General features: G+C 69.1%; 18 protein-coding genes. 8 read left to right on the forward strand and 10 right to left on the reverse strand.

What is annotated here, in order from left to right:
• The first annotated feature begins 76 nt into the window (after positions 1–76).
• Entirely contained in the window at positions 77–793 is a 717-nt protein-coding gene (locus AAW00_RS06865; protein ID WP_047003668.1) for a DUF4136 domain-containing protein, read from the forward strand.
• 60 nt (positions 794–853) lie between these two features.
• Here AAW00_RS06865 and AAW00_RS06870 read toward each other — a convergent pair whose 3' ends face one another.
• Entirely contained in the window at positions 854–1,879 is a 1,026-nt protein-coding gene (locus AAW00_RS06870; RefSeq protein WP_052761817.1) for a winged helix-turn-helix domain-containing protein, read from the reverse strand.
• 122 nt (positions 1,880–2,001) lie between these two features.
• Between AAW00_RS06870 and AAW00_RS06875 the strand changes: the two genes are divergently transcribed.
• Positions 2,002–2,550: a hypothetical protein gene (locus AAW00_RS06875; RefSeq protein ID WP_052761818.1), complete on the forward strand. Its 549-nt coding sequence runs from the start codon at positions 2,002–2,004 to the stop codon at positions 2,548–2,550.
• Here the strand turns inward: AAW00_RS06875 and dut are convergent.
• The 7 genes from dut to AAW00_RS06910 all read right to left on the reverse strand — a co-directional run bounded on the left by dut (position 2,547) and on the right by AAW00_RS06910 (position 10,256).
• Positions 2,547–3,005 (reverse strand): dUTP diphosphatase, encoded by a 459-nt coding sequence (gene dut / locus AAW00_RS06880; RefSeq protein WP_047003669.1) that lies wholly within the window; start codon positions 3,003–3,005, stop codon positions 2,547–2,549. The genes AAW00_RS06875 and dut overlap by 4 nt on opposite strands.
• Positions 2,998–4,764 (reverse strand): bifunctional phosphopantothenoylcysteine decarboxylase/phosphopantothenate synthase, encoded by a 1,767-nt coding sequence (locus tag AAW00_RS06885; protein ID WP_241461665.1) that lies wholly within the window; start codon positions 4,762–4,764, stop codon positions 2,998–3,000. The genes dut and AAW00_RS06885 overlap by 8 nt, the downstream gene beginning before the upstream one ends.
• Before the next feature lie 44 nt (positions 4,765–4,808).
• Entirely contained in the window at positions 4,809–5,897 is a 1,089-nt protein-coding gene (locus AAW00_RS06890; protein ID WP_047003671.1) for a hypothetical protein, read from the reverse strand.
• 7 nt (positions 5,898–5,904) lie between these two features.
• Positions 5,905–6,957, reverse strand: coding sequence for a hypothetical protein (locus tag AAW00_RS06895; RefSeq protein WP_052761819.1), 1,053 nt, complete (start codon positions 6,955–6,957; stop codon positions 5,905–5,907).
• 71 nt (positions 6,958–7,028) lie between these two features.
• Complete coding sequence (gene ubiB / locus AAW00_RS06900; protein WP_047003672.1) at positions 7,029–8,585, reverse strand: 2-polyprenylphenol 6-hydroxylase; 1,557 nt, start codon at positions 8,583–8,585, stop codon at positions 7,029–7,031.
• A 1-nt stretch (position 8,586) separates the two neighbouring features.
• Positions 8,587–9,318 (reverse strand): class I SAM-dependent methyltransferase, encoded by a 732-nt coding sequence (locus AAW00_RS06905; protein WP_047003673.1) that lies wholly within the window; start codon positions 9,316–9,318, stop codon positions 8,587–8,589.
• Entirely contained in the window at positions 9,315–10,256 is a 942-nt protein-coding gene (locus tag AAW00_RS06910) for a DMT family transporter (protein WP_047003674.1), read from the reverse strand. Before AAW00_RS06910 ends, AAW00_RS06905 begins: the two co-directional genes overlap by 4 nt.
• A 72-nt stretch (positions 10,257–10,328) precedes the next feature.
• On the opposite strand from AAW00_RS06910, the gene mutM reads away from it, so the two are divergent.
• The 5 genes from mutM to AAW00_RS06935 all read left to right on the forward strand — a co-directional run bounded on the left by mutM (position 10,329) and on the right by AAW00_RS06935 (position 15,001).
• The gene (mutM, locus tag AAW00_RS06915) at positions 10,329–11,144 is read left to right on the forward strand and encodes a bifunctional DNA-formamidopyrimidine glycosylase/DNA-(apurinic or apyrimidinic site) lyase (RefSeq protein WP_047004465.1); all 816 of its coding nucleotides are present in this window, start codon (positions 10,329–10,331) and stop codon (positions 11,142–11,144) included.
• A 220-nt stretch (positions 11,145–11,364) separates the two neighbouring features.
• Positions 11,365–11,625, forward strand: a complete 261-nt coding sequence (gene rpsT / locus AAW00_RS06920) for a 30S ribosomal protein S20 (RefSeq protein ID WP_047003675.1) — start codon at positions 11,365–11,367, stop codon at positions 11,623–11,625.
• A 555-nt stretch (positions 11,626–12,180) separates the two neighbouring features.
• Positions 12,181–13,596: a chromosomal replication initiator protein DnaA gene (gene dnaA / locus AAW00_RS06925; RefSeq protein WP_047003676.1), complete on the forward strand. Its 1,416-nt coding sequence runs from the start codon at positions 12,181–12,183 to the stop codon at positions 13,594–13,596.
• A 138-nt stretch (positions 13,597–13,734) separates the two neighbouring features.
• Positions 13,735–14,529: a HesA/MoeB/ThiF family protein gene (locus AAW00_RS06930; RefSeq protein WP_047003677.1), complete on the forward strand. Its 795-nt coding sequence runs from the start codon at positions 13,735–13,737 to the stop codon at positions 14,527–14,529.
• Between the two features lie 100 nt (positions 14,530–14,629).
• Positions 14,630–15,001, forward strand: a complete 372-nt coding sequence (locus tag AAW00_RS06935; RefSeq protein WP_047003678.1) for a response regulator — start codon at positions 14,630–14,632, stop codon at positions 14,999–15,001.
• A 21-nt stretch (positions 15,002–15,022) separates the two neighbouring features.
• Here AAW00_RS06935 and AAW00_RS06940 read toward each other — a convergent pair whose 3' ends face one another.
• Complete coding sequence (locus AAW00_RS06940; protein ID WP_052761820.1) at positions 15,023–16,459, reverse strand: sensor histidine kinase; 1,437 nt, start codon at positions 16,457–16,459, stop codon at positions 15,023–15,025.
• A 76-nt stretch (positions 16,460–16,535) separates the two neighbouring features.
• Positions 16,536–17,240: an NAD-dependent deacylase gene (locus AAW00_RS06945; RefSeq protein ID WP_047004467.1), complete on the reverse strand. Its 705-nt coding sequence runs from the start codon at positions 17,238–17,240 to the stop codon at positions 16,536–16,538.
• Between the two features lie 35 nt (positions 17,241–17,275).
• Here AAW00_RS06945 and dapB point away from each other — a divergent pair, with 35 nt between their 5' ends.
• Positions 17,276–18,016, forward strand: a complete 741-nt coding sequence (gene dapB / locus AAW00_RS06950) for a 4-hydroxy-tetrahydrodipicolinate reductase (RefSeq protein ID WP_047003679.1) — start codon at positions 17,276–17,278, stop codon at positions 18,014–18,016.
• Positions 18,017–18,112: the final 96 nt, after the last annotated feature.

Consider the following 18,112-nt stretch of genomic DNA (forward strand, 5'->3'; position numbering starts at 1 on the left):
TCGTAGAGTTTCCTGCGCGCCAAAAATGAGGGGCCGCGCGCGTCCATTCGCACTTTTACGCAAGAGAGAGTTCGTCATGACCATCACCTCCATGATCAAGAAAGGCGCTAAATTGGCGGCCATTCCGGCGCTCGCCCTTGGTCTTTCCGCCTGCGCCACGGCTGGCTTCAACGCCGACGTTTCGCGCTTCCAGAGCCAGCTTCCCGCGCCGCAGGGCCAGAGCTTCTACGTCGTCGCCGACGATCCGGCGCTCGCCGGCGGGCTCGAGTTCTCGCAGTACGCCCGGTACGTGGCGGGCGAGATGCAGCAACTGGGCTATGTCCAGGCCGCATCTCCCGAAGCCGCGACCATGCTGGTGCGCTTCGATTACGGAGTCGACAACGGGCGCGAGCGCGTGCGTTCGACCGGCTTCGGCTACCGCGACCCGTTCTACGACTCGTGGTACGGCTACAGCCGCCCGGTCCTCTACCGCGACCGCGTGGGCCGCACCCGCGTAGCCTACCTGCCCAGCCGCGGCTGGGGCTACGGCTGGAACGATTCGTTCTTCGGCGGGCCCGACATCCGCAGCTACACCGTCTACACCAGCGGCGTGGAGCTGAAAATCGACGACGCGGCGAGCGGCCAGCGCCTGTTCGAAGGCCAGGCCGAGGCGGCATCGACCTCGAACCGGTTACAGTACCTCGTGCCCAACCTTGTCGAGGCGCTGTTTACCGACTTCCCCGGCAACTCGGGCGAGACCGTTCGCATCTCGGTCGCGCCGGAGGATATGCCGGCCCAGCGCAGCCGCCGCTGATCGCATCATACGGACAAGAAGGGCGGGCTTTCCGATGCGGGAGGCCCGCCTTTTTCGTATCTAGCCGCGCCGCGCCCACAGGTTCGCCAGCGCCATGGCCAGCACGAAGGCCGCGCCCTCGGCGACGGCGGTCATTCCCATGGCGGCGGCGCTGAAGGTGTCGGCTCCGGTCAGTGCGCCGAGCCGCTCCATCGCCAACTGCACGCCGGGCAGGCCCAGTTGCAAGCTCCACAAGGAGGTCGCCAGAAGCACCCCGCGCGCGGCGTGGATGACCACGCCGGCGAGGGTGCCCGCCACCAGAGCGCCCGCCAACACCGTGCGGCGTGGACGCGCGGTCAGCCCCAGCCAGGCCGCGCAGCCCGCGGCCAGCCCCAGCACCAGCCCCTCGAACGCGCCCGTCACCTGCCCCAGTCCGCGCGCGCCCATCAGGCCCACGCCCTCGCGCGCCAGCATCGAGCCCATCGCGCCGATCGCCAGTCCGCCGAGCGCCGCGCCGGGCACCACGAAGCCGTCCGCCCGGCCGCGCCAGGCGAGCGCAGCCGCGATCCCCGCGCCCACGCCCGCGCCCGCCAGCAGGCCGAGCGCCCCGACCAGCGCGGCGAGCACCAGCACCCCGCCCGCCCCGCCGGTCCCGGCGACCGCGCCGTAGGCCAGCCCCGCCACTGCGCCCGCCGCCAGCCCCGACACCGTGCAGGCCCCGGCCACGCGCGACGGCAGGGAGAAAGGCGGCGCGGCCTCCGCATGGGATACAGGCGCTTCCGCACCGTCCTCCAGCTCGCCCACGAAGCGGTAGCCATGCTTGGGCACGGTGCGGATGAAGCGCGGGTTGGCCGCATCGTCGCCCAGCGTGCGGCGCAGGGTGCGGATGCACTGGGTCAGCGCCTCGTCGGTCACGGGGATGCCCGCCCAGACCTCGTCCATGAAGCGGTCCTTGGAGACGAGCGCGCCGTGCTCGTGCACCAGCAGAGCCAGCGCGTCGAAGTACCTGCTGCCGAGCTCGATCGTCTCTCCCGCGCGGCTGAGGCGGCGGTCGGCGATGTCGAGCTCGTAGCCGCCGAAACGGTAGATGGCTGGCGCGTCCCCCATGGCTGCGGTCCTATCGACCTCGGCGCGGCGGGCAAGGTTTTCAGGCATTGCTCACGAATTGCTCATGCCGCTCAGGGGCGAGCGGAGGCAGGACGGGGTCATCAGAGATACGGAGACCCGATATGACAACGACCCACCCGAAACTGCTCAACGGCTGGCGCGTGGCCGGCTGGGGCAGCCTCGCCGCGCTGCTGCTGCTGCCCGCCATCGCCATGCAGGTGGACGCACCCGGCGTCCTGTGGACGGCGAGCGACTTCGTGTTCGCCGCGGTGCTGCTCGGTTTCCTCGGCCTGGTGGTGGAATTGGCCGTGCGGCTGGCGCGAGGCGGCATGCAGCGTGCAGGCTACCTGATCGCAGGCTTCACCGCGTTCTTCACCATGTGGTCGAATGCCGCCGTGGGCATCATCGGCGACGACGAGTGGGTCAACCAGTTCTTTTTCTGGATGGTGCTGGGCGGCATCGTGTTGAGCTTGCTAACCCGCTTTCGACCCGTCGCCATGCGCTGGATTTGCGGCGCCATCGCCGCAGGCCAGATCGTAATGGGATTCGTCGCCACGCAGGCCATGCCCGGGCACGAGGTCGAGTGGGGACTTCTCGCTTTCTTCGCCCTGCTTTGGGGAAGCGCGGCCTGGTGTTTCGACCGCTCGGTGCGACAAAACCGACGGAGCTAGAGAGCGCCGTGCCCCCCGGTCGAGCCGAACCCGCCCGCGCCGCGCTCGGTATCGGCGAGCTCGTCCACCTCCTGCCACGCCGCGCGCGTCACCGGGGCCAGCACCAGTTGCGCCACGCGGTCGCCGCGCTCGATGGCGAAGGGCTCCTCGCCATGGTTGATGAGGATGACCTTCAGCTCGCCGCGATAGTCCGAATCGATGGTGCCGGGGGTGTTGGGTACGGTGATGCCGTGTTTCAGCGCCAGGCCCGATCGCGGACGCACCTGCACCTCGTAACCGTCGGGGATCGCCATAGCGAAACCGGTCGCGACCGCGTGGCGCGCACCGGGGCGGATGGTGACGGCCTCGGCGCTCACCACGTCCATGCCTGCCGCGCCGTGGGTTGCGTAGACGGGGAGGTCGAGCCCGTGGCCGTGCGGCAGGCGCTTCACTTGCACCGCGACAGGTTCAGGCATCGACCTTGAGCCTGTCGGCGACCTGCAGCACAAGCTTCATCGCCACGTCCTGCTTGGTCATCTGGTCCCACTGTTCGACCATGCCTTCGCGCACGAGGTGGACCTGGTTGTCCTCCCCGCCCATGACATCGCCGGACACGTCGTTGGCGACGATCCAGTCGACGCCCTTGCTCTTGCGCTTCTTGCGCGCGTGCTCGACCACGTTGCCGGTTTCCGCGGCGAAGCCGATCAGCAGTTCGGGCCGCTGCGCGCTCGCGGCGACGCTGGCGAGGATGTCGGGGTTCTCGGTCAGGATCAGCGCGGGCGGAGCGCTGCCGCGCTTCTTGATCTTTTCGCCCTTGTAGTCGCGCGGACGCCAGTCGGCGACGGCGGCGACCATGATGGCGACATCGGCGGGCAGCGCCTCGCGCACGGCATCGGCCATTTCCTGCGCGCTGCCGACATCGATGCGGTCCACGCCCAGCGGGGTGGCGAGATGCACCGGGCCGGACACCAACGTGACCCGCGCGCCCGCGGCGGCGGCGGCGGCAGCGATGGCGAAGCCCTGCTTGCCGCTCGAACGGTTGGCGAGATAGCGGACCGGGTCGATCGGCTCGTGCGTGGGGCCGGCGGTGACGAGCACGTGACGCCCGTAGAGCGGGCGATGTTCGATGTCTTCTTCGAACCCCGGTTGCCCGGCGAGGGGATCGAAAGCATCGAGCGGGGGATCGAGCGAGAGTTCGGCGCGCGAATCCACCGGGTCGCTGGCGGCAAAGGCCATCGGATTGACGGGCGCCGCCGCCTCCTCGCCCTCGAAGGGCTGCGGCGCGGCCTGGCGGGCGTTGACGTGGTGGTTGATCGCCTCGCGGTCGGTCGGCGGGGCGGCGCTGGCGCTGCCCTTCTTGGCCATCAGGCCGCCGAAGTTGGAATAGTCGGGCTCGGGCAGTTCCGGCCCCTCGACGATGCCCTCGGGCAGCTCCATGTCGGCGTATTCGTCGTCCGCGGCCGGATCCTCGTGCCCCCAGTGCGGCGTGGCGCGCTGGATGAGCGAGCCGAGCAGGCCGCCCAATCCCGAACCATGCCCGCCGCCGCCTGCGGGCGCGGCATCCTCCTCGTAGCCTTCCTCATCCTCGCCGTAGTCGCTGACGTTGTAGCGGCGCGCGAGATAGGCGGCGATGTCGGCGCTGGCGGCTCCGGCGTCGAGGCCGAGCGCCTCGGCGATCTCGACCCAAACCGCTTCGGGCTCGGGCAGGCGGCCGGGGCCGAATTCGCCGCAGGCCATGTCGCCCATGTCGGGCTCGACGACGTTTACGCCACGCTCCCGCAGGGTGGCGACGTTGCGGACTGTCGCCTCGTGCTGCCACATCTTCACGTTCATCGCCGGGACCGCCATCACGGGGCGGTTGGTGGCGAGGATCAGCGTGGTGGCGAGATCGTCTGCAATGCCGGCCGCCATCTTCGCCATCAGGTCAGCGGTGGCGGGGCAGACGACCACCAGGTCGGCTTCGCGCGAGAGCTGGATATGGCCGATCTCGGCCTCGTTCTTCAGATCCCAGAGGCTGGTGTGGACCTGCGCGCCCGACAGCGCGGCGAGCGCCATCGGCGTGACGAACTGCGCGCCGCCCTCGGTCAGCACGCAGGTGACCTCGGCCCCGCCCTTCCTGGCAAGGCGGACGAGTTCGCACGACTTGTAGGCGGCAATGCCGCCGCCCACGACAAGCAGGATGCGCGGGGTAGTCGTCTCGCCCTCCGGTTCGATGCGCTGCTGAAGCACGTTCACGTCGCCCATACCTTAATCCAAGCGAGCGGCTTGGCAAACGATGGTTAAGATTGCTTTAGCCTCGCCCGCCCGGCGGCGGCGAGCAGGTCCGCCAGCGCGCGCGGCACGAAGGCCAAACCGGCGAAGTAGGTGGGCAGCGTCAGCTGCACCCAGTAGAAGTTCTCCGGCCGTGCGAAGACCGCCATCGCGCCGAGGAACCCGGCGAACCACAGGGCGGCGAACAGGCCTGTCCGCCCGCCGAGGCCAAGCCAGCCGACGAGCGGCAGGATCGCCAGCGGCGCGGCGAGCCATTGCGGCAGCAGCAGCAGCGCGGTGAGCTTCGCCAGCGCGGCGAGCGGCAGCGCGGGGCCGGCCAGCGCGCTCCACCCCTGCGATGCGGGATCGCCGGGCAGAACCCTTGCCTCCACGCCCTGCTGGTGCAGGATCATGGCCAGCGAGAACGCCGCGAGCACGGCCAGCACCGCGAGGGCCTCCCCCGCCCGCCTCTGCCACGCGGCGAACGCCAGCCAGAGCGCGAGGAAGGGCGCGGCGAGCTCGCGAAAGGCCAGCGCCAGCGCGGCGCACAGCAGAGCGGGCCACCAACGGTGCGGGCGATAGAGCGCCAGCGACAAGGTCAACAGCATCCCGGCGGGCAGTTCGTGGATAAGCGGCGCGGCCGGGATCGCGGCCGCCGCGCCGCCGAGCATGGCGAACACGCCGACCGCGACCGTCTCCGCCCGCGAGACCGCCCCGCGGAAGCGCCAGAGCAGCGCGATCGCCGTCAGCAGCCACAGCGCCTTCAGCATCAGGGCCGTGCCGGTCAGGCCGATCCAGCGGTGGAGCATGGCCAGCGTCGGCAGGCGCACGGTGACGAAGGGCCGCACCGGATAGTCCCCTGCGCGCTGTTCGGCCACGGCGGCGGCGTAGTAGTCCTCGCCCGCGACGACCCGCTGCGAGATGCGGCCATAAAGCGCAAGGTCGCCCTGCCCCGCGCCGTTCTGCGCGGTCGATATGGCCTCCGGCTCGCCCGCCGGGGGCACCGCCGCCAGCGCCGCCCAGGCCATGCTCGCGGCGAGCAGCGCCAGCATCAGCACGGCCGCCCAGCGCGGCAGACGGGAGAGGGGGTTGGGATTCGGGTCGCGCCAGAAGGTCATGCGCCCCTCAGTTTCCGCGCGCGGAGGCCCACAGGCTCGCCAGCGCGCGCGGCACGAAGGCGAGGCCGACGAACCAGACCGGCATGACCATCAGCGCCCAGTAGAAGTTGTTGTCACGCCCCGCGATGGCGAATAGCAGGGAATAGCCCGCGCACAGCAGGAAGCCCGTCTCGCCGAAGCGCGTGCGCCAGCCCGCCCAGCCGAGCAGCGGCAGCAGCGCCAGCGGCGCGGCGAGCCAGCCGGGGAGCAGGTAGAGCGGGCTCGACAGCGCGACGTTGGATGTCACCCCGCCAAGGCCGCGCAGGGCGAACCAGTTCGGCCCTTCGGGGTCGGCGGGCGTGGTGAATTGCGCCACCTGCCCGAGGTGCGCCACCAGCCCCGCGCCGAACAGGGCGATCACCGCGCCCCACGCCAGCGCCTCCCCCCGGTTGCCGCGCAGCAGCGCCAGCGCGCCCATCAGCAGCACGAAAGGCAGCGCCAGTTCGCGCACCGCCAGCGCCAGCGCCCCCGCGATCAGCGCGGGCCACCAGCGCCGCGGGCGATAGAGCCCAAGCGCGAGCGCGATGAGCATTCCCGACCAGACCTCGTGCAGGGCGAGATATTGGGGCTTCAGCCCCATGACCGCGCCGATGACGACGAGCAGCAGGATGATCCTGAGCTTGTTGGTGGTGCCGGAAATGTCGCGTAGCCGGTAATGCCAGGCGACCAGCGTGCCGATCCCGAGTAGGGCGGCGAGCACCATCAGGCCGTACGGGCCCACGGCCGCATGGACGTGCGCCAGCGTCGGCAGCCGGACGGCGAGGCCGGGCCGCACGGGGAAGCCCCGCGCGCGCTGTTCCTCGACCGCCGCCTGGTAATAGTTGTCGCCTGCGCGGACCCGCTCGGCGATGACGTCATAGAGCTGGAGATCTGTATCCCGCCCCGGAGCTGCTTCAGCACCGGCGGACGTTGCCGGTGCAGTGCTGGCCACGGGGCTGGAGACCCTCGGCGCGGCATCGTAGATCGCGCTGCGCTCGGTCAGCGCTGCCCCCACCAGAAGCGCCGAAAAAGCGGCGAGCATCAGCCATGCCGCGCCCGGTGCCCAGTGCGCGAAGCGGTCCCAGTCGCTCGCCCTGCGCCGAATGCGTCCCTTTATCCGAGCCACCCTGCCCACAGTCCCCCGTAAACCAGCGCGCCCCCGGCCAGCGCTGCCACCGCGTAGCCCAGCCATCCGCGACCTTCGCGCGCGCGCCGTTCCCACACCAGCTCGATGTCGGGCAGCGGGGGCGGTTCGGGCGCGGCGCCCTTGGGCGGAAAGGCATCCTCGATCCGCCGCACCAGCGCAGGCAGCCGCAGCAGCGTGTCGACATCGGTGCGCAGCCGGTCGGCAAGCGCCGCCTCGGGCCCCAGCTCGTCACGAATCCAGCTGCGAACGAAGGGTGCGGAAACGTCCCACATGTTGATGGCCGGGTCGAGCTGCGTGGCGATGCCCTCGACCATCACCATCGTCTTCTGCAGCAGCAGCAGGTGCGGCTGGGTCTGCATGTCGAAGTCGCGGGTGATGGCGAACAGGCCGTCGAGCATCTGTCCGACGCTGAGTTCGGAAACCGGTTTGCCGCGCATCGGCTCGCCCACGGCGCGCAGGGCCGTCGCGAACTCGTCGACCGAGTGGTAGGCCGGCACGTACTGTGCCTCGAAATGGATCTCGGCCACGCGGCGATAGTCGCCCACGGTCAGGCCGTAGAGGATTTCCGCCAGCCACTGCCGTGCGCGGCGGTCGATGCGGCCCATGATGCCGAAATCGATGGCGACGATGGTCCCGTCAGCCTTCACGAACAGGTTGCCTTGATGCATGTCGGCGTGGAAGAACCCGGCGCTGATGGCCTGCGTCAGGAAGGCCAGCACCAGCCGCCGCGCGAGGTCGGGCAGGTCGTGGCCGGCGGCGATCAGCGCCTCGCGGTCGGATATCTTGATGCCGTCGACCCACTCGATGGTCAGCACGCGGCCGTTGGTGCGGTCCCAGTCGATCGAGGGGATGCAGTAGCCCTCGACCCCGCGCATGTGATCGGCGAGTTCGCTTGCCGAGGCCGCCTCGCGCCGCAGGTCCAGTTCGCGGTTGGTCCAGCGCTTGAAGTTGGCGATGGTGAGCGCGGGCCTGAGGCGCGCCGCCTCGCCGCCCATCGCCTCGACATGGGCGGCGGCCCATTCGTAGGTGGCGATGTCGGCGGCGAACTTCTCGCGGATGCCGGGGCGCTGCACCTTGATCGCGACCTCGCGGCCATCGGTGGTGACGCCCCGGTGCACCTGCGCGATGCTGGCAGCACCCACGGGCACGGGATCGACGCTGGCGAAGAGCTGGCCGACGGGTCGCTCGAAGCTGCGCTCGATTTGCTCCTCGATCGCCGCGAAGGGCACGGGCGGCAGGTTGTCCTGCAGGCTGAGCAGATTGCGCGCCGCATCCTCGCCGACGAGGTCGGGCCGCGTGGCGAGCGTCTGGCCGAGCTTGATCGCGGCGGGTCCGATGGCGCGGAAGGCACCGGCATAGTCGGGCTCGGCAGGGGGAAAGGTGCCGAAACGCGCCAGCCGCGCGATGCGCTTGACCGGCGGCGGGGTGTTGGGATCGCGCTCGACCCCCCTGAGCGCGCCGTGCCGCGCCAGCGTCCGGCCCCAGCTGAGGAGCCGCCAGATATGGGTCGCGGGGCGCGTCACCCTATATCTTCCATCCCGAGTGAATCGCGACGAGACCGCCCATTATCGGGTCCACCCTGGTGCGCGCGAAGCCCGCGTCGCGAATCATCGCCTCGAACTCGGGCATCGGCGGAAAGCGGCGTATGCTCTCGATCAGGTAGCGGTAACTGTCCTCGTCGCCCGCCACCGCCTTGCCGATCTTGGGCACCAGCTTGTGGCTGTAGAAATCGTAGGCCTCCTTCATGCCGGGAAAGGTCATGGTGGAGAACTCGAGGCAGAAGAAGCGCCCGCCGTATTTCAGCACGCGGTGCGCTTCTCGCAGCGCCCTGGGAATGTCGGTGACGTTTCGGATGCCGAAGGCGATGGTGTAGGCGTCGAACTGGCGGTCGGGATAGGTCAGGTCTTCCGCGTTCTGGCACGACCAGCTGAGACCATCGATCCCTCGTGCCATGGCCCGTTCAATGCCGACGTCGAGCATGTCCTGGTTGATGTCGGCGACAACCACCTCGGCCCCGCGCGCGGCCATGCGGAAGGCGATGTCGCCGGTGCCGCCCGCCATGTCGAGCACGGCCTCGCCCGGCTGCGTCTTCACCCGGCGCACGAACTGGTCCTTCCACAGCCGGTGCATGCCGCCCGACATGGCATCGTTCATCACGTCGTATTTCGACGCCACGCTGGAGAACACGCCGCCCACGCGCCGCGTCTTTTCCTCGGGCGCGACATCCTCGTAGCCGAAGCTGACCGTTTCGCTCATGCCTTGTCCCCTAGCGGCGCGCCGCCGGGTGCGCCACCGGCTTGTTGCCGCCTGAGGGCCAGCAATCCCAGCGCGATACCGGTGCCGATCAGCGCCATGCCCAACGCATGGAACCAGTGCAGCGCCTCGCCCAGCAGCAGGGCGGAAAGGAACGCGCCGAAGATCGGCAGCAAGGTGATCGACTGCCCGGCCCGCGCCGCACCCAGCCGCGCGGCGGCGGCGTTGTAGATGAAGTAGCTGACGAGCGAGGGGAAGACAGAGACGTAGGCGAGCGCCAGCACCGTGCCCGTGCTCCACACGATCCGCATCCCTTGCGCGAATTCCCTCGCCGCAAGCGGTGCCATCGAGACGACGCCCACGGCAAAGGTCGCGGCGACGAAGCTGACCGGCGAGACCTTGGGGCGCAGCGGCAGCAGCACGGTGTAAAGCGCCCAGACCACGACCGAGGCCAGGATCAGCGTGTCGCCCGCGCCAAGGTGCAGCGCCGCGAGCCGCGCCGGGTCGGCTTGGAACACCACCACCAGCACACCGAGCGTGGAGGCGATCGTGCCCGCGACCTGCCAGCCGCCGGGTCGCACGCCGTTCAGCGCCCGGTCGAAGACGAGCACCAGCGCCGGCACCGCCGCCTGCAACAGCAGCGCGTTGGTCGCCGTGGTGAATTGCAGCCCGCTGTAGAGCAGCGCGTTGAAGGCACCGATGCCGAGCAGGCCGAGCAGCAGCACCGGCCTCCAGCTCGCCCGGAGGGCCGGCAGGTCGCGGCGCAGGGGCCGCCAGGCGAAGGGCAGCAGCAACAGCGAGGCCCCGGTCCAGCGCACGAAGGCCAGCGTGAGTGGCGGAATGCTTCCCGCCACGGCGCGCCCGACGATGGAGTTCCCGGCCCAGAACACCATGACGAGGCCGAGGAGGGCGAGCGCGCGTGTGTCTGGCCGGATGGTCATGTCGGGTGCGCCCTATCCAACAGCCGCACGCTTGGCGATGACAGATTGCACGCGGCCCCCTACATGGCGGCCATGCCGGAGCTGCCCGAAGTCGAAACCACCGTGCGCGGCCTCGCGCGCTTCCTCGAGGGGCAGCGGATCGAGCGCGTCGTGCTGGGGCGGCCGGACATGCGCTTTCCCTTCCCCGCGAACCTGGTGCAGGCCCTGACCGGCGCGCGCGTCAGCGGGCTCGGACGGCGAGCCAAGTACGGCCTCGTCCACACCGACCGCGACACCACCATGATCTTCCACCTCGGTATGAGCGGGCGCTGGCGCATCGATCCCGAGGCCGAGGACAGGCACGATCATCTGCTGATCGAGACGGCCGCCAACCGCTTCGCGCTGAACGACCCGCGCCGCTTCGGCTACGTCGATCTCGTCGATACCCCCGCGCTGCCCGCATGGCCCGCCTTTGCCGCGATGGGGCCCGAGCCGCTGGGCGAGGAGCTGAGCGTGGCGCACCTGCGCGCCGCGATCCGCGGGCGGCGGCAGGCGATAAAGCTGCTGCTGCTCGACCAGCACGTAGTGGCGGGGCTCGGCAACATCTACGTGTGCGAGGCGCTGTTTCGCGCGGGGATTTATCCCAGGAAGCGCGGCGACAAGGTCTACCGTCCTGCGCTGGGGCGGCTCGTGCCCGCCATTCGCGAGGTCCTGCTGCAGTCGATCGAGGACGGCGGATCGACCTTGCGCGACTACGCCCGGCCCGACGGCGAGCTCGGCTATTTCGCCACCCGCTTCCAGGTCTACGGGCGCGAGGGCCAGCCGTGCCTGCGCGGGGATGGCGGGGTCATCCGGCGCATCGTGCAGGGCGGACGGAGCACCTGGTTCTGCCCCGTCTGCCAGACCTGAGTGCTTATCGCCCCACCTTAGCGGCTTCGCCCTCGCCAGACCCACTCCGCTCCGCTGCGGGCGGCCTTTCAACGGGCCGATGATGAGCTCGACCGTTCACTCTTGCTTTTTCGGCCAAGGACACCTAACTGGCGCGCTTTCCGGCGCTTCGGCGTCGTTTCATCGATTCTGACAGACTGCAAGGACCGGCCGTCACGGGCGGCCGAGACACGAGGAAAACATGGCCAACACGCCGCAAGCCAAGAAGCGCATTATCCGCAACGCCAACCGCGCCCGCATCAACGGCGCGCGCAAGAGCCGTATCCGCGGCTTCATCAAGAAGGTGGAGACCGCCGTCACCGCCGGCGACAAGCAGGCTGCGGCCGATGCGCTGAAGGTGGCCCAGCCGGAAATCGCCCGCGGCGTTGCCAAGGGCGTGCTCCACAAGAACACCGCCGCGCGCAAGATGAGCCGGCTGACCAAGCGCGTCGCCGCGCTCTGATTCGCTCTCCGCGCGCCGGCGATTCGGTGCGCGACCGGCCGTCGGGGCCGAGCGAGACCGGAACGAAATTCGAACGGGGGCCGGGGTCATCCTCGGCCCCCGTTTTCGCGTTCGTCATCCACCGGCCCTCGGACGCGCAACGCTTCCGCGAAAAGCCCGCTTTTTCCACGATTCGCGGGACTGTCATAAAACTCGTATCGGTTTTTCAACGAGTTAAATGAATTCCCGCGGGTTAGGACGAGTCAAGGCCGTATATTTTTTTAAATTTGATATCCCCCACTTGGCTTCGCCGCCGAGACGTTCATAACGATGCCAGATCGCCAAGCGGGAGCGAGGCGGTCGTTCACAAGCGAGCGCACACCAGCCACCTCCGGTGCCCGTTCAAGGGCAACGGAAGAGGAAGCCGTGTGTGCGGTAGACATCGCCGCGTGAATGTTTGGGATGGGGACACGAACGGGGTCGATAATGATTAGAATGACACCGCACGGCGGCCGCCTTGGCGGGGCTGCGCGCGTAACGACAGGCCAGCTCAACGGCCAGACCACAGGGGATTGCATGGAAGATACCGAAGCTGTCGATCTGGCCGCCGACTGGGCCGACATCAGCCAGGGTCTGCGCAAGGACCTGGGCCACCAGTTGTTCACGCAATGGATCAAGCCGATCCAGCTCGGCAAGATGTGCAAGGAAACCGGCACGCTCGAGCTATTCCTGCCGACCGAATTCTCCGCCAACTGGGTGCAGGACCGTTATCACGACCGGCTGTCGCTGGCGTGGAAGATCGCGCGCGGCGAAGTGCGCCAGGTGAAGATCGCCGTGCACCCCGGCCGCCGCAAGATCGCCGACTTCGATCTCGGCGGAACCCGGCGCGGGCACGACGGCTTCGGCCACCGCGCCGCCAACGATTCGACGATGGCGATGGAATCGATCGGCGACGACGGGTTCACCGCCTCGGTCGGCCTCGACCCCAGCCAGACCTTTGCCGCCTTCGTGACCGGTAGCACCAACGTGCTCGCCAAGAACGCCGCGGAACGCATGAGCAAGGCGGAAAAGCCGCAGTTCTCGCCGCTCTATCTCAAGGCCGCGACGGGCCAGGGCAAGACGCACCTGCTGCACGCCATCGGCCATTCGTATCTACAGACGCACCCGCGTGCCCGCATTTTCTACTGCAGCGCCGAGCGCTTCATGGTCGAGTTCGTGCAGGCGCTGAAGTCGAACGAGATGATCGAGTTCAAGGCGCGCCTGCGCGGTTTCGACCTGCTGCTGGTGGACGACATCCAGTTCATCATCGGCAAGGCCAGCGCGCAGGAAGAACTGCTCTACACGATTGACGCGCTGCTGGCCGAGGGCAAGCGGCTGGTCTTCGCCGCCGACCGCGCGCCGCAGGCACTGGACGGCGTGGAGCCGCGCCTGCTCAGCCGCCTGTCGATGGGTCTCGTCGCCGACATCCAGCCCGCCGACATCGAGCTGCGCCGGCAGATCCTGGAAAGCAAGCTCACTCGCTTCGCCCCGCTGGAAGTGCCCGCCGACGTCATCGAGTTCCTGGCGCGCACCATCAACCGCAACGTGCGCGAGCTGGTGGGAGGGCTGAACAAGCTGATCGCCTATGCCCAGCTCACCGGACAGGAAGTCTCGCTCCAGCTCGCTGAAGAGCAGCTGACCGACATCCTCTCGGCCAACCGCAAGCGCATCACCATCGACGAGATCCAGCGCACGGTCTGCCAGTTCTACCGCATCGACCGCGCCGAGATGTCGAGCAAGCGCCGTGCGCGCGCAGTGGTCCGCCCGCGGCAGGTGGCCATGTACCTGGCCAAGGTGCTGACCCCGCGCAGCTATCCTGAGATCGGTCGCAAGTTCGGTGGGCGCGATCATTCCACTGTGATCCACGCGGTGCGGCTGATCGAGGACCTGCGCCAGCGCGACGCCGACATGGATGGCGACGTGCGCAGCCTGCTCAGGCAGCTCGAGAGTTAGGGCAATCCCACCCCCGAGCCCTCCCGCCTGCGGGAGGGGAGCGAGACCTGCCGAGCAGTAGGCGAGGCATGGTCGCAGCGGGGTGGGCCATGCGCACTATCGACAGCCCGCCCACAGGCTGCCAACAGCCTTGCCCACATGGACGATCCGCCGCATCCGCTGACCGATGAGCGTCTCGAGCGCTTCGCACGGCATATCGTCCTGCCCGAGATCGGCGGCGCGGGACAGGTTCGGCTGGCGCGCAGCCATGTCGCGATCGCCGGGCTCGGCGGTATCGGCGCGCCGGTGCTGCAGTATCTCGCGGGCGCGGGAGTGGGGCGCTTCACGCTGGTCGACGACGGCGACGTTGAACTGTCGAACCTGCAGCGCCAGACGATCTACGCCGCGCGCGACGTGGGCCACGGCAAGGCCGTTTCCGCGCGGCGCTGGATGGCCAATTTCGATGCGGCGCTGGCCGTCGACATTTCCGACACCCGGATCATTCCCGCCAACGCATCCGACCTTGTGACGGGCGCGGACCTGGTGATCGACGGGACCGACAACTTCGCCACGCGTCTTGCCGTATCCGATGCCTGCGTGGCGGCGGGCGTGCCGCTGCTCTCCGCCGCCGTGGGCCGCTTCCAGGGGCAGGTCGGGGCCTTCTCCGGGCACCGCGCCCACCAGCCCTGCTACCGTTGCTTCGTGGGCGATGCCTTCGATGCCGAGGACTGCGACACCTGTGCCGAGGACGGGGTGCTCGGGGCCATGGTCGGTTGGGTCGGCACATTCGCCGCCATGCAGGCTGTGCGCGTGCTGGTGGCGCAGGGCGACCTTGGACCGATGGGCGAACCGCAATGGGGCGTCCTGCACCTGATGGACGGCCTCGAGCCCGGCATGCGGTCGATGCGGATAGCGCGCGATCCGCAGTGCTCCGCCTGCCACGGGCACGATTGATACCGAAAAGGCACAAGGGTTAATTTCCATTAGGAAAAGCGGGAACTTGCGCATCCGCAGGCGATTTTTCCCTGGCACACCATTGAGGACCGAGCCTGAAATGCGCGCACTGATTGTAGAGGACGAGTTGCTGACCGCGCTCCACCTCGAGGCCGAATTGCAGACGCTCGCCGTCCAGTCGGTGGGCATTGCCTGCGACCGGCGCGAGGCCTTGGCGCTCGCCACCAGCGCGCCGGACGTGGCCTTCGTCGACGTCAACCTGCGCGACGGGCCGACCGGCCCGGCGATCGCCCAGGCCCTTGCCGCGCTAAACGTGGAAGTCTTCTACGTCACCGCCAACCCCTCGCAGATTCCCGAGGAAGATCGCGCGCCGGGCCGCGTGGTGCCCAAGCCGTTTTCCGTAAGCGATCTCGTGGCGGCGCTGCGACAGGTCGAGGATCTGCGCGGAAGGGCCATGGCCAGTCTTCACTGACACCTTGCGCAAGGCGCCGCGTCAGGTCGACGAGCGGCCTTCGCGGTGGAGGTGGGCATCGGGCACGATAATCGAGACGGCTAGCCCTTCGGCCTTCCATTCGCGCCGCAATTCTCCGCCGAGCTGGCGATTGATGCTGAGGTCAGCGAGCTGGGTGCCGAAGCCGACGTGCCCGGGCTCCCCCTCCACCCGCGGTCCGCCGCTTTCCTGCCAGTCGACCCGCACGGTCCCCTCGTCCAGCCGGGTGACGATGGTCACCCGTCCCTCGTCGCGCGAGAGCGAGCCGTACTTGGCCGCGTTGGTGGCCAGTTCGTGGATCACTAGTGCCATAGGCGTCGCGCCGCGGTCGTCGATGGCTATGTCGTCGCCGGTGATCGTCACCCGCTCACCCGCGCCATCCTGGTAGGGCACCATGATCTGGGCGATCAGGCCCTTGAGGTCCCCGCCCCCCAGTTCGCCGCCGGAAATCTCGCTGTGCGGGCGAGCGAAGTTGTGCGCGCGGCCGAGCGCCGAAATGCGTCCCATCAACTCGCCCATGATCGGCCGCAATTCGGGCGTATCGCGCGCGGTGAGGTTCAGCAGCCCGCCGATGACGGCGAAGATGTTCTTGATGCGGTGGCTTAGCTCGCGGTTGAGCAGGTCGGCCTGCTCGGCATGGCGCTTGGCCTCGTGGATCTCGGTGCAGGTGCCGATCCAGCGCACGATCTCTCCCGCCTCGTCGCGTGCCGGCAGCGCGCGGCCCAGCACCCAGCGATATTCGCCGTCGTGGCGACGCAGGCGATATTCGACCTCGTAGGGCTCGCCGGTGGCAAGGCTATGGCGCCAGCGCTCCCATGCGGCGGGCTGGTCCTCGGGATGAAACATGCCCGCCCAGCCCTCGCCGTCGGTCGATCCGGCGGGCACGCCGGTGAAGCGATACCACTGCTCGTTATAATAGTCGTGAAAGCCGTCGGGCCGGGTCGACCAGACCATCTGCGGCATCGCGTCGGTCAGCACGGCGTATTTCGCCTCGCTCACCTCCAGCGCGCGTTCTGCCTTCTTCTGCTCGGTGATCTCGGTATTGGTGCCGAACCACCGCACGATCGTGCCCGAGGCATCTCGCACGGGCACGATGCGGGTGAGGAAAGGCCGATACTTCCCGTCCGCCCCGCGCAGGGGGAAGGTCATCTCGAACGGCTCGCCGCTCTCGATGCTGGCGGTCCAGTTCGCGATCACCTCGGGCAGGACTTCGGGATCGTGGACCGATTGCCAGCCCCATCCCTCCATGTCCTCCGGCGTGGTGCCGCAGTAGTCGTGCCAGCGCTTGTTGTACCATACGATGTAGCCGTCGCTGAGCGCGATCCACGCGAGCGTGGGCAGCAGATCGGCGAAATCGCGCCACTGGTCGAGCGACGACTCGTCGAAGGTGTCGGCCAGATCGGCGGGCCGGGTCCATTGCCAGTATTGCGATGCGTGCATGGAGGAGTCGGACCAGTCGGGAAGGTTCGCGGGGCAACTTACACGAGTTTGCTGCATTGCACGCAATTAATTGCGCTCAGGGCGCGCGCAGCAGGTCCACCACGAACGCCGGCACCAGCTCGCTGGCGGGGCCGAGCCGGGTCTCGTCGAACATCATGCTGCCGAGACTGCGCTCAAGGTTGAGTTCGAGCGTGCGCGCGCCGCTGCGCCGCGCCTGCTCGACGAAACCAGCCGCCGGATAGACCGCGCCGCTGGTGCCGATGGACACGAACAGGTCCGCCGCGGCGATGGCTGTGTAGATGCGCTCCATCTGGTAAGGCATTTCCCCGAACCAGACGATATCGGGGCGCAGCGCCTTCTCGCAGCAGGCCGGGCAGGCGGGGCCGTCGCGCAGCGTGCCCTCCCAGCGATGGCGCATGTCGCAGGCGGTGCACCAGGCGGAAAGCCCCTCTCCGTGCATGTGCAACACCCTCCGCGCGTGCCCACGCTCGTGCAGGTCGTCGATGTTCTGGGTGACGATCAACAGGTTGCCGCCCCACGCCTCGTCGAGCCGCCCCAGCGCCAGGTGCGCGGCATTGGGCCGCGCGGCGCGGATGTCGGCGCGGCGCTGGTCGTAGAAGCGCTGGACGAGGCCTGGATCGCGGGCGAACCCCTCGGGCGTGGCGACCTGTTCGACCGGATGATCTTCCCACAGGCCGTCGTCGGCGCGAAAGGTCCGGATGCCGCTCTCGGCGGAAATCCCCGCGCCGGTGAGGATGACGATGTTGCGGATGGCGCTCATGCGGGCCATGAAGCACGCGGGGCTCAGGAGCGCAAATGGCACGCATCGGCATCATCGGCAGCGAAGGGCGCATGGGGCAGGCGATCGCCGCCTTGCTGGACGGCGGCGAGCACGCCTGCGCGGGCGGAGTCGACCGGGGGCACGACCCTGCCGACCTTGCCGGGCACGCCGATGCGCTGGTCGATTTCTCCGCACCGGGCGCCCTGTCCGTCAACCTCGCCGCGGCGCGCGCGGCGGGCGTGCCTATCCTGATCGGCACCACGGGCCTCGGCGACGAACACCACGCGATGATCGACGAGGCGGCGCGCGACATACCCGTGCTCCAGACCGGCAACACCTCATTGGGCGTCACGCTGCTGGCGCACCTGGTGGAGGAGGCGGCCGCGCGGCTGGGCCCGGACTGGGACATCGAGGTGCTCGAGATGCACCACCGGATGAAGGTCGATGCGCCTTCGGGCACCGCGCTGCTGCTGGGCGAGGCGGCGGCAAGGGGCCGCGGCGTGGCGCTCGCCGACAACCGCGAGAGCGGACGCGGCCATGAGTTTGGGGGGCACACCGGCGCGCGGGCGACGGGCGCCATCGGCTTTGCCGCTCTTCGCGGCGGGACCGTGGCGGGCGAGCATTCGGTGATCTTCGCGGGCGAGGAGGAGCGCATCGTCCTCGCCCACTCGGCGGAGAACCGCGCCATCTTCGCGCGCGGGGCGATCAGGGGCGCGGCCTGGCTGATCGGCAGGCCGCCGGGCCGCTACACCATGCGCGACGTGCTCGGCCTGTGACCCCTGCCAGCGCAGAGCGATGCACCTGGCGTAGCGAGGGCGGCGGTGCGGAGACGGGTGCCCGATGCCTGGCTTTTCTCGCCGAGGCAGGTGTGT

This window comes from Aurantiacibacter luteus (assembly GCF_001010945.1).
In the GTDB taxonomy this organism is placed as follows: Bacteria; Pseudomonadota; Alphaproteobacteria; order Sphingomonadales; family Sphingomonadaceae; genus Alteraurantiacibacter; species Alteraurantiacibacter luteus.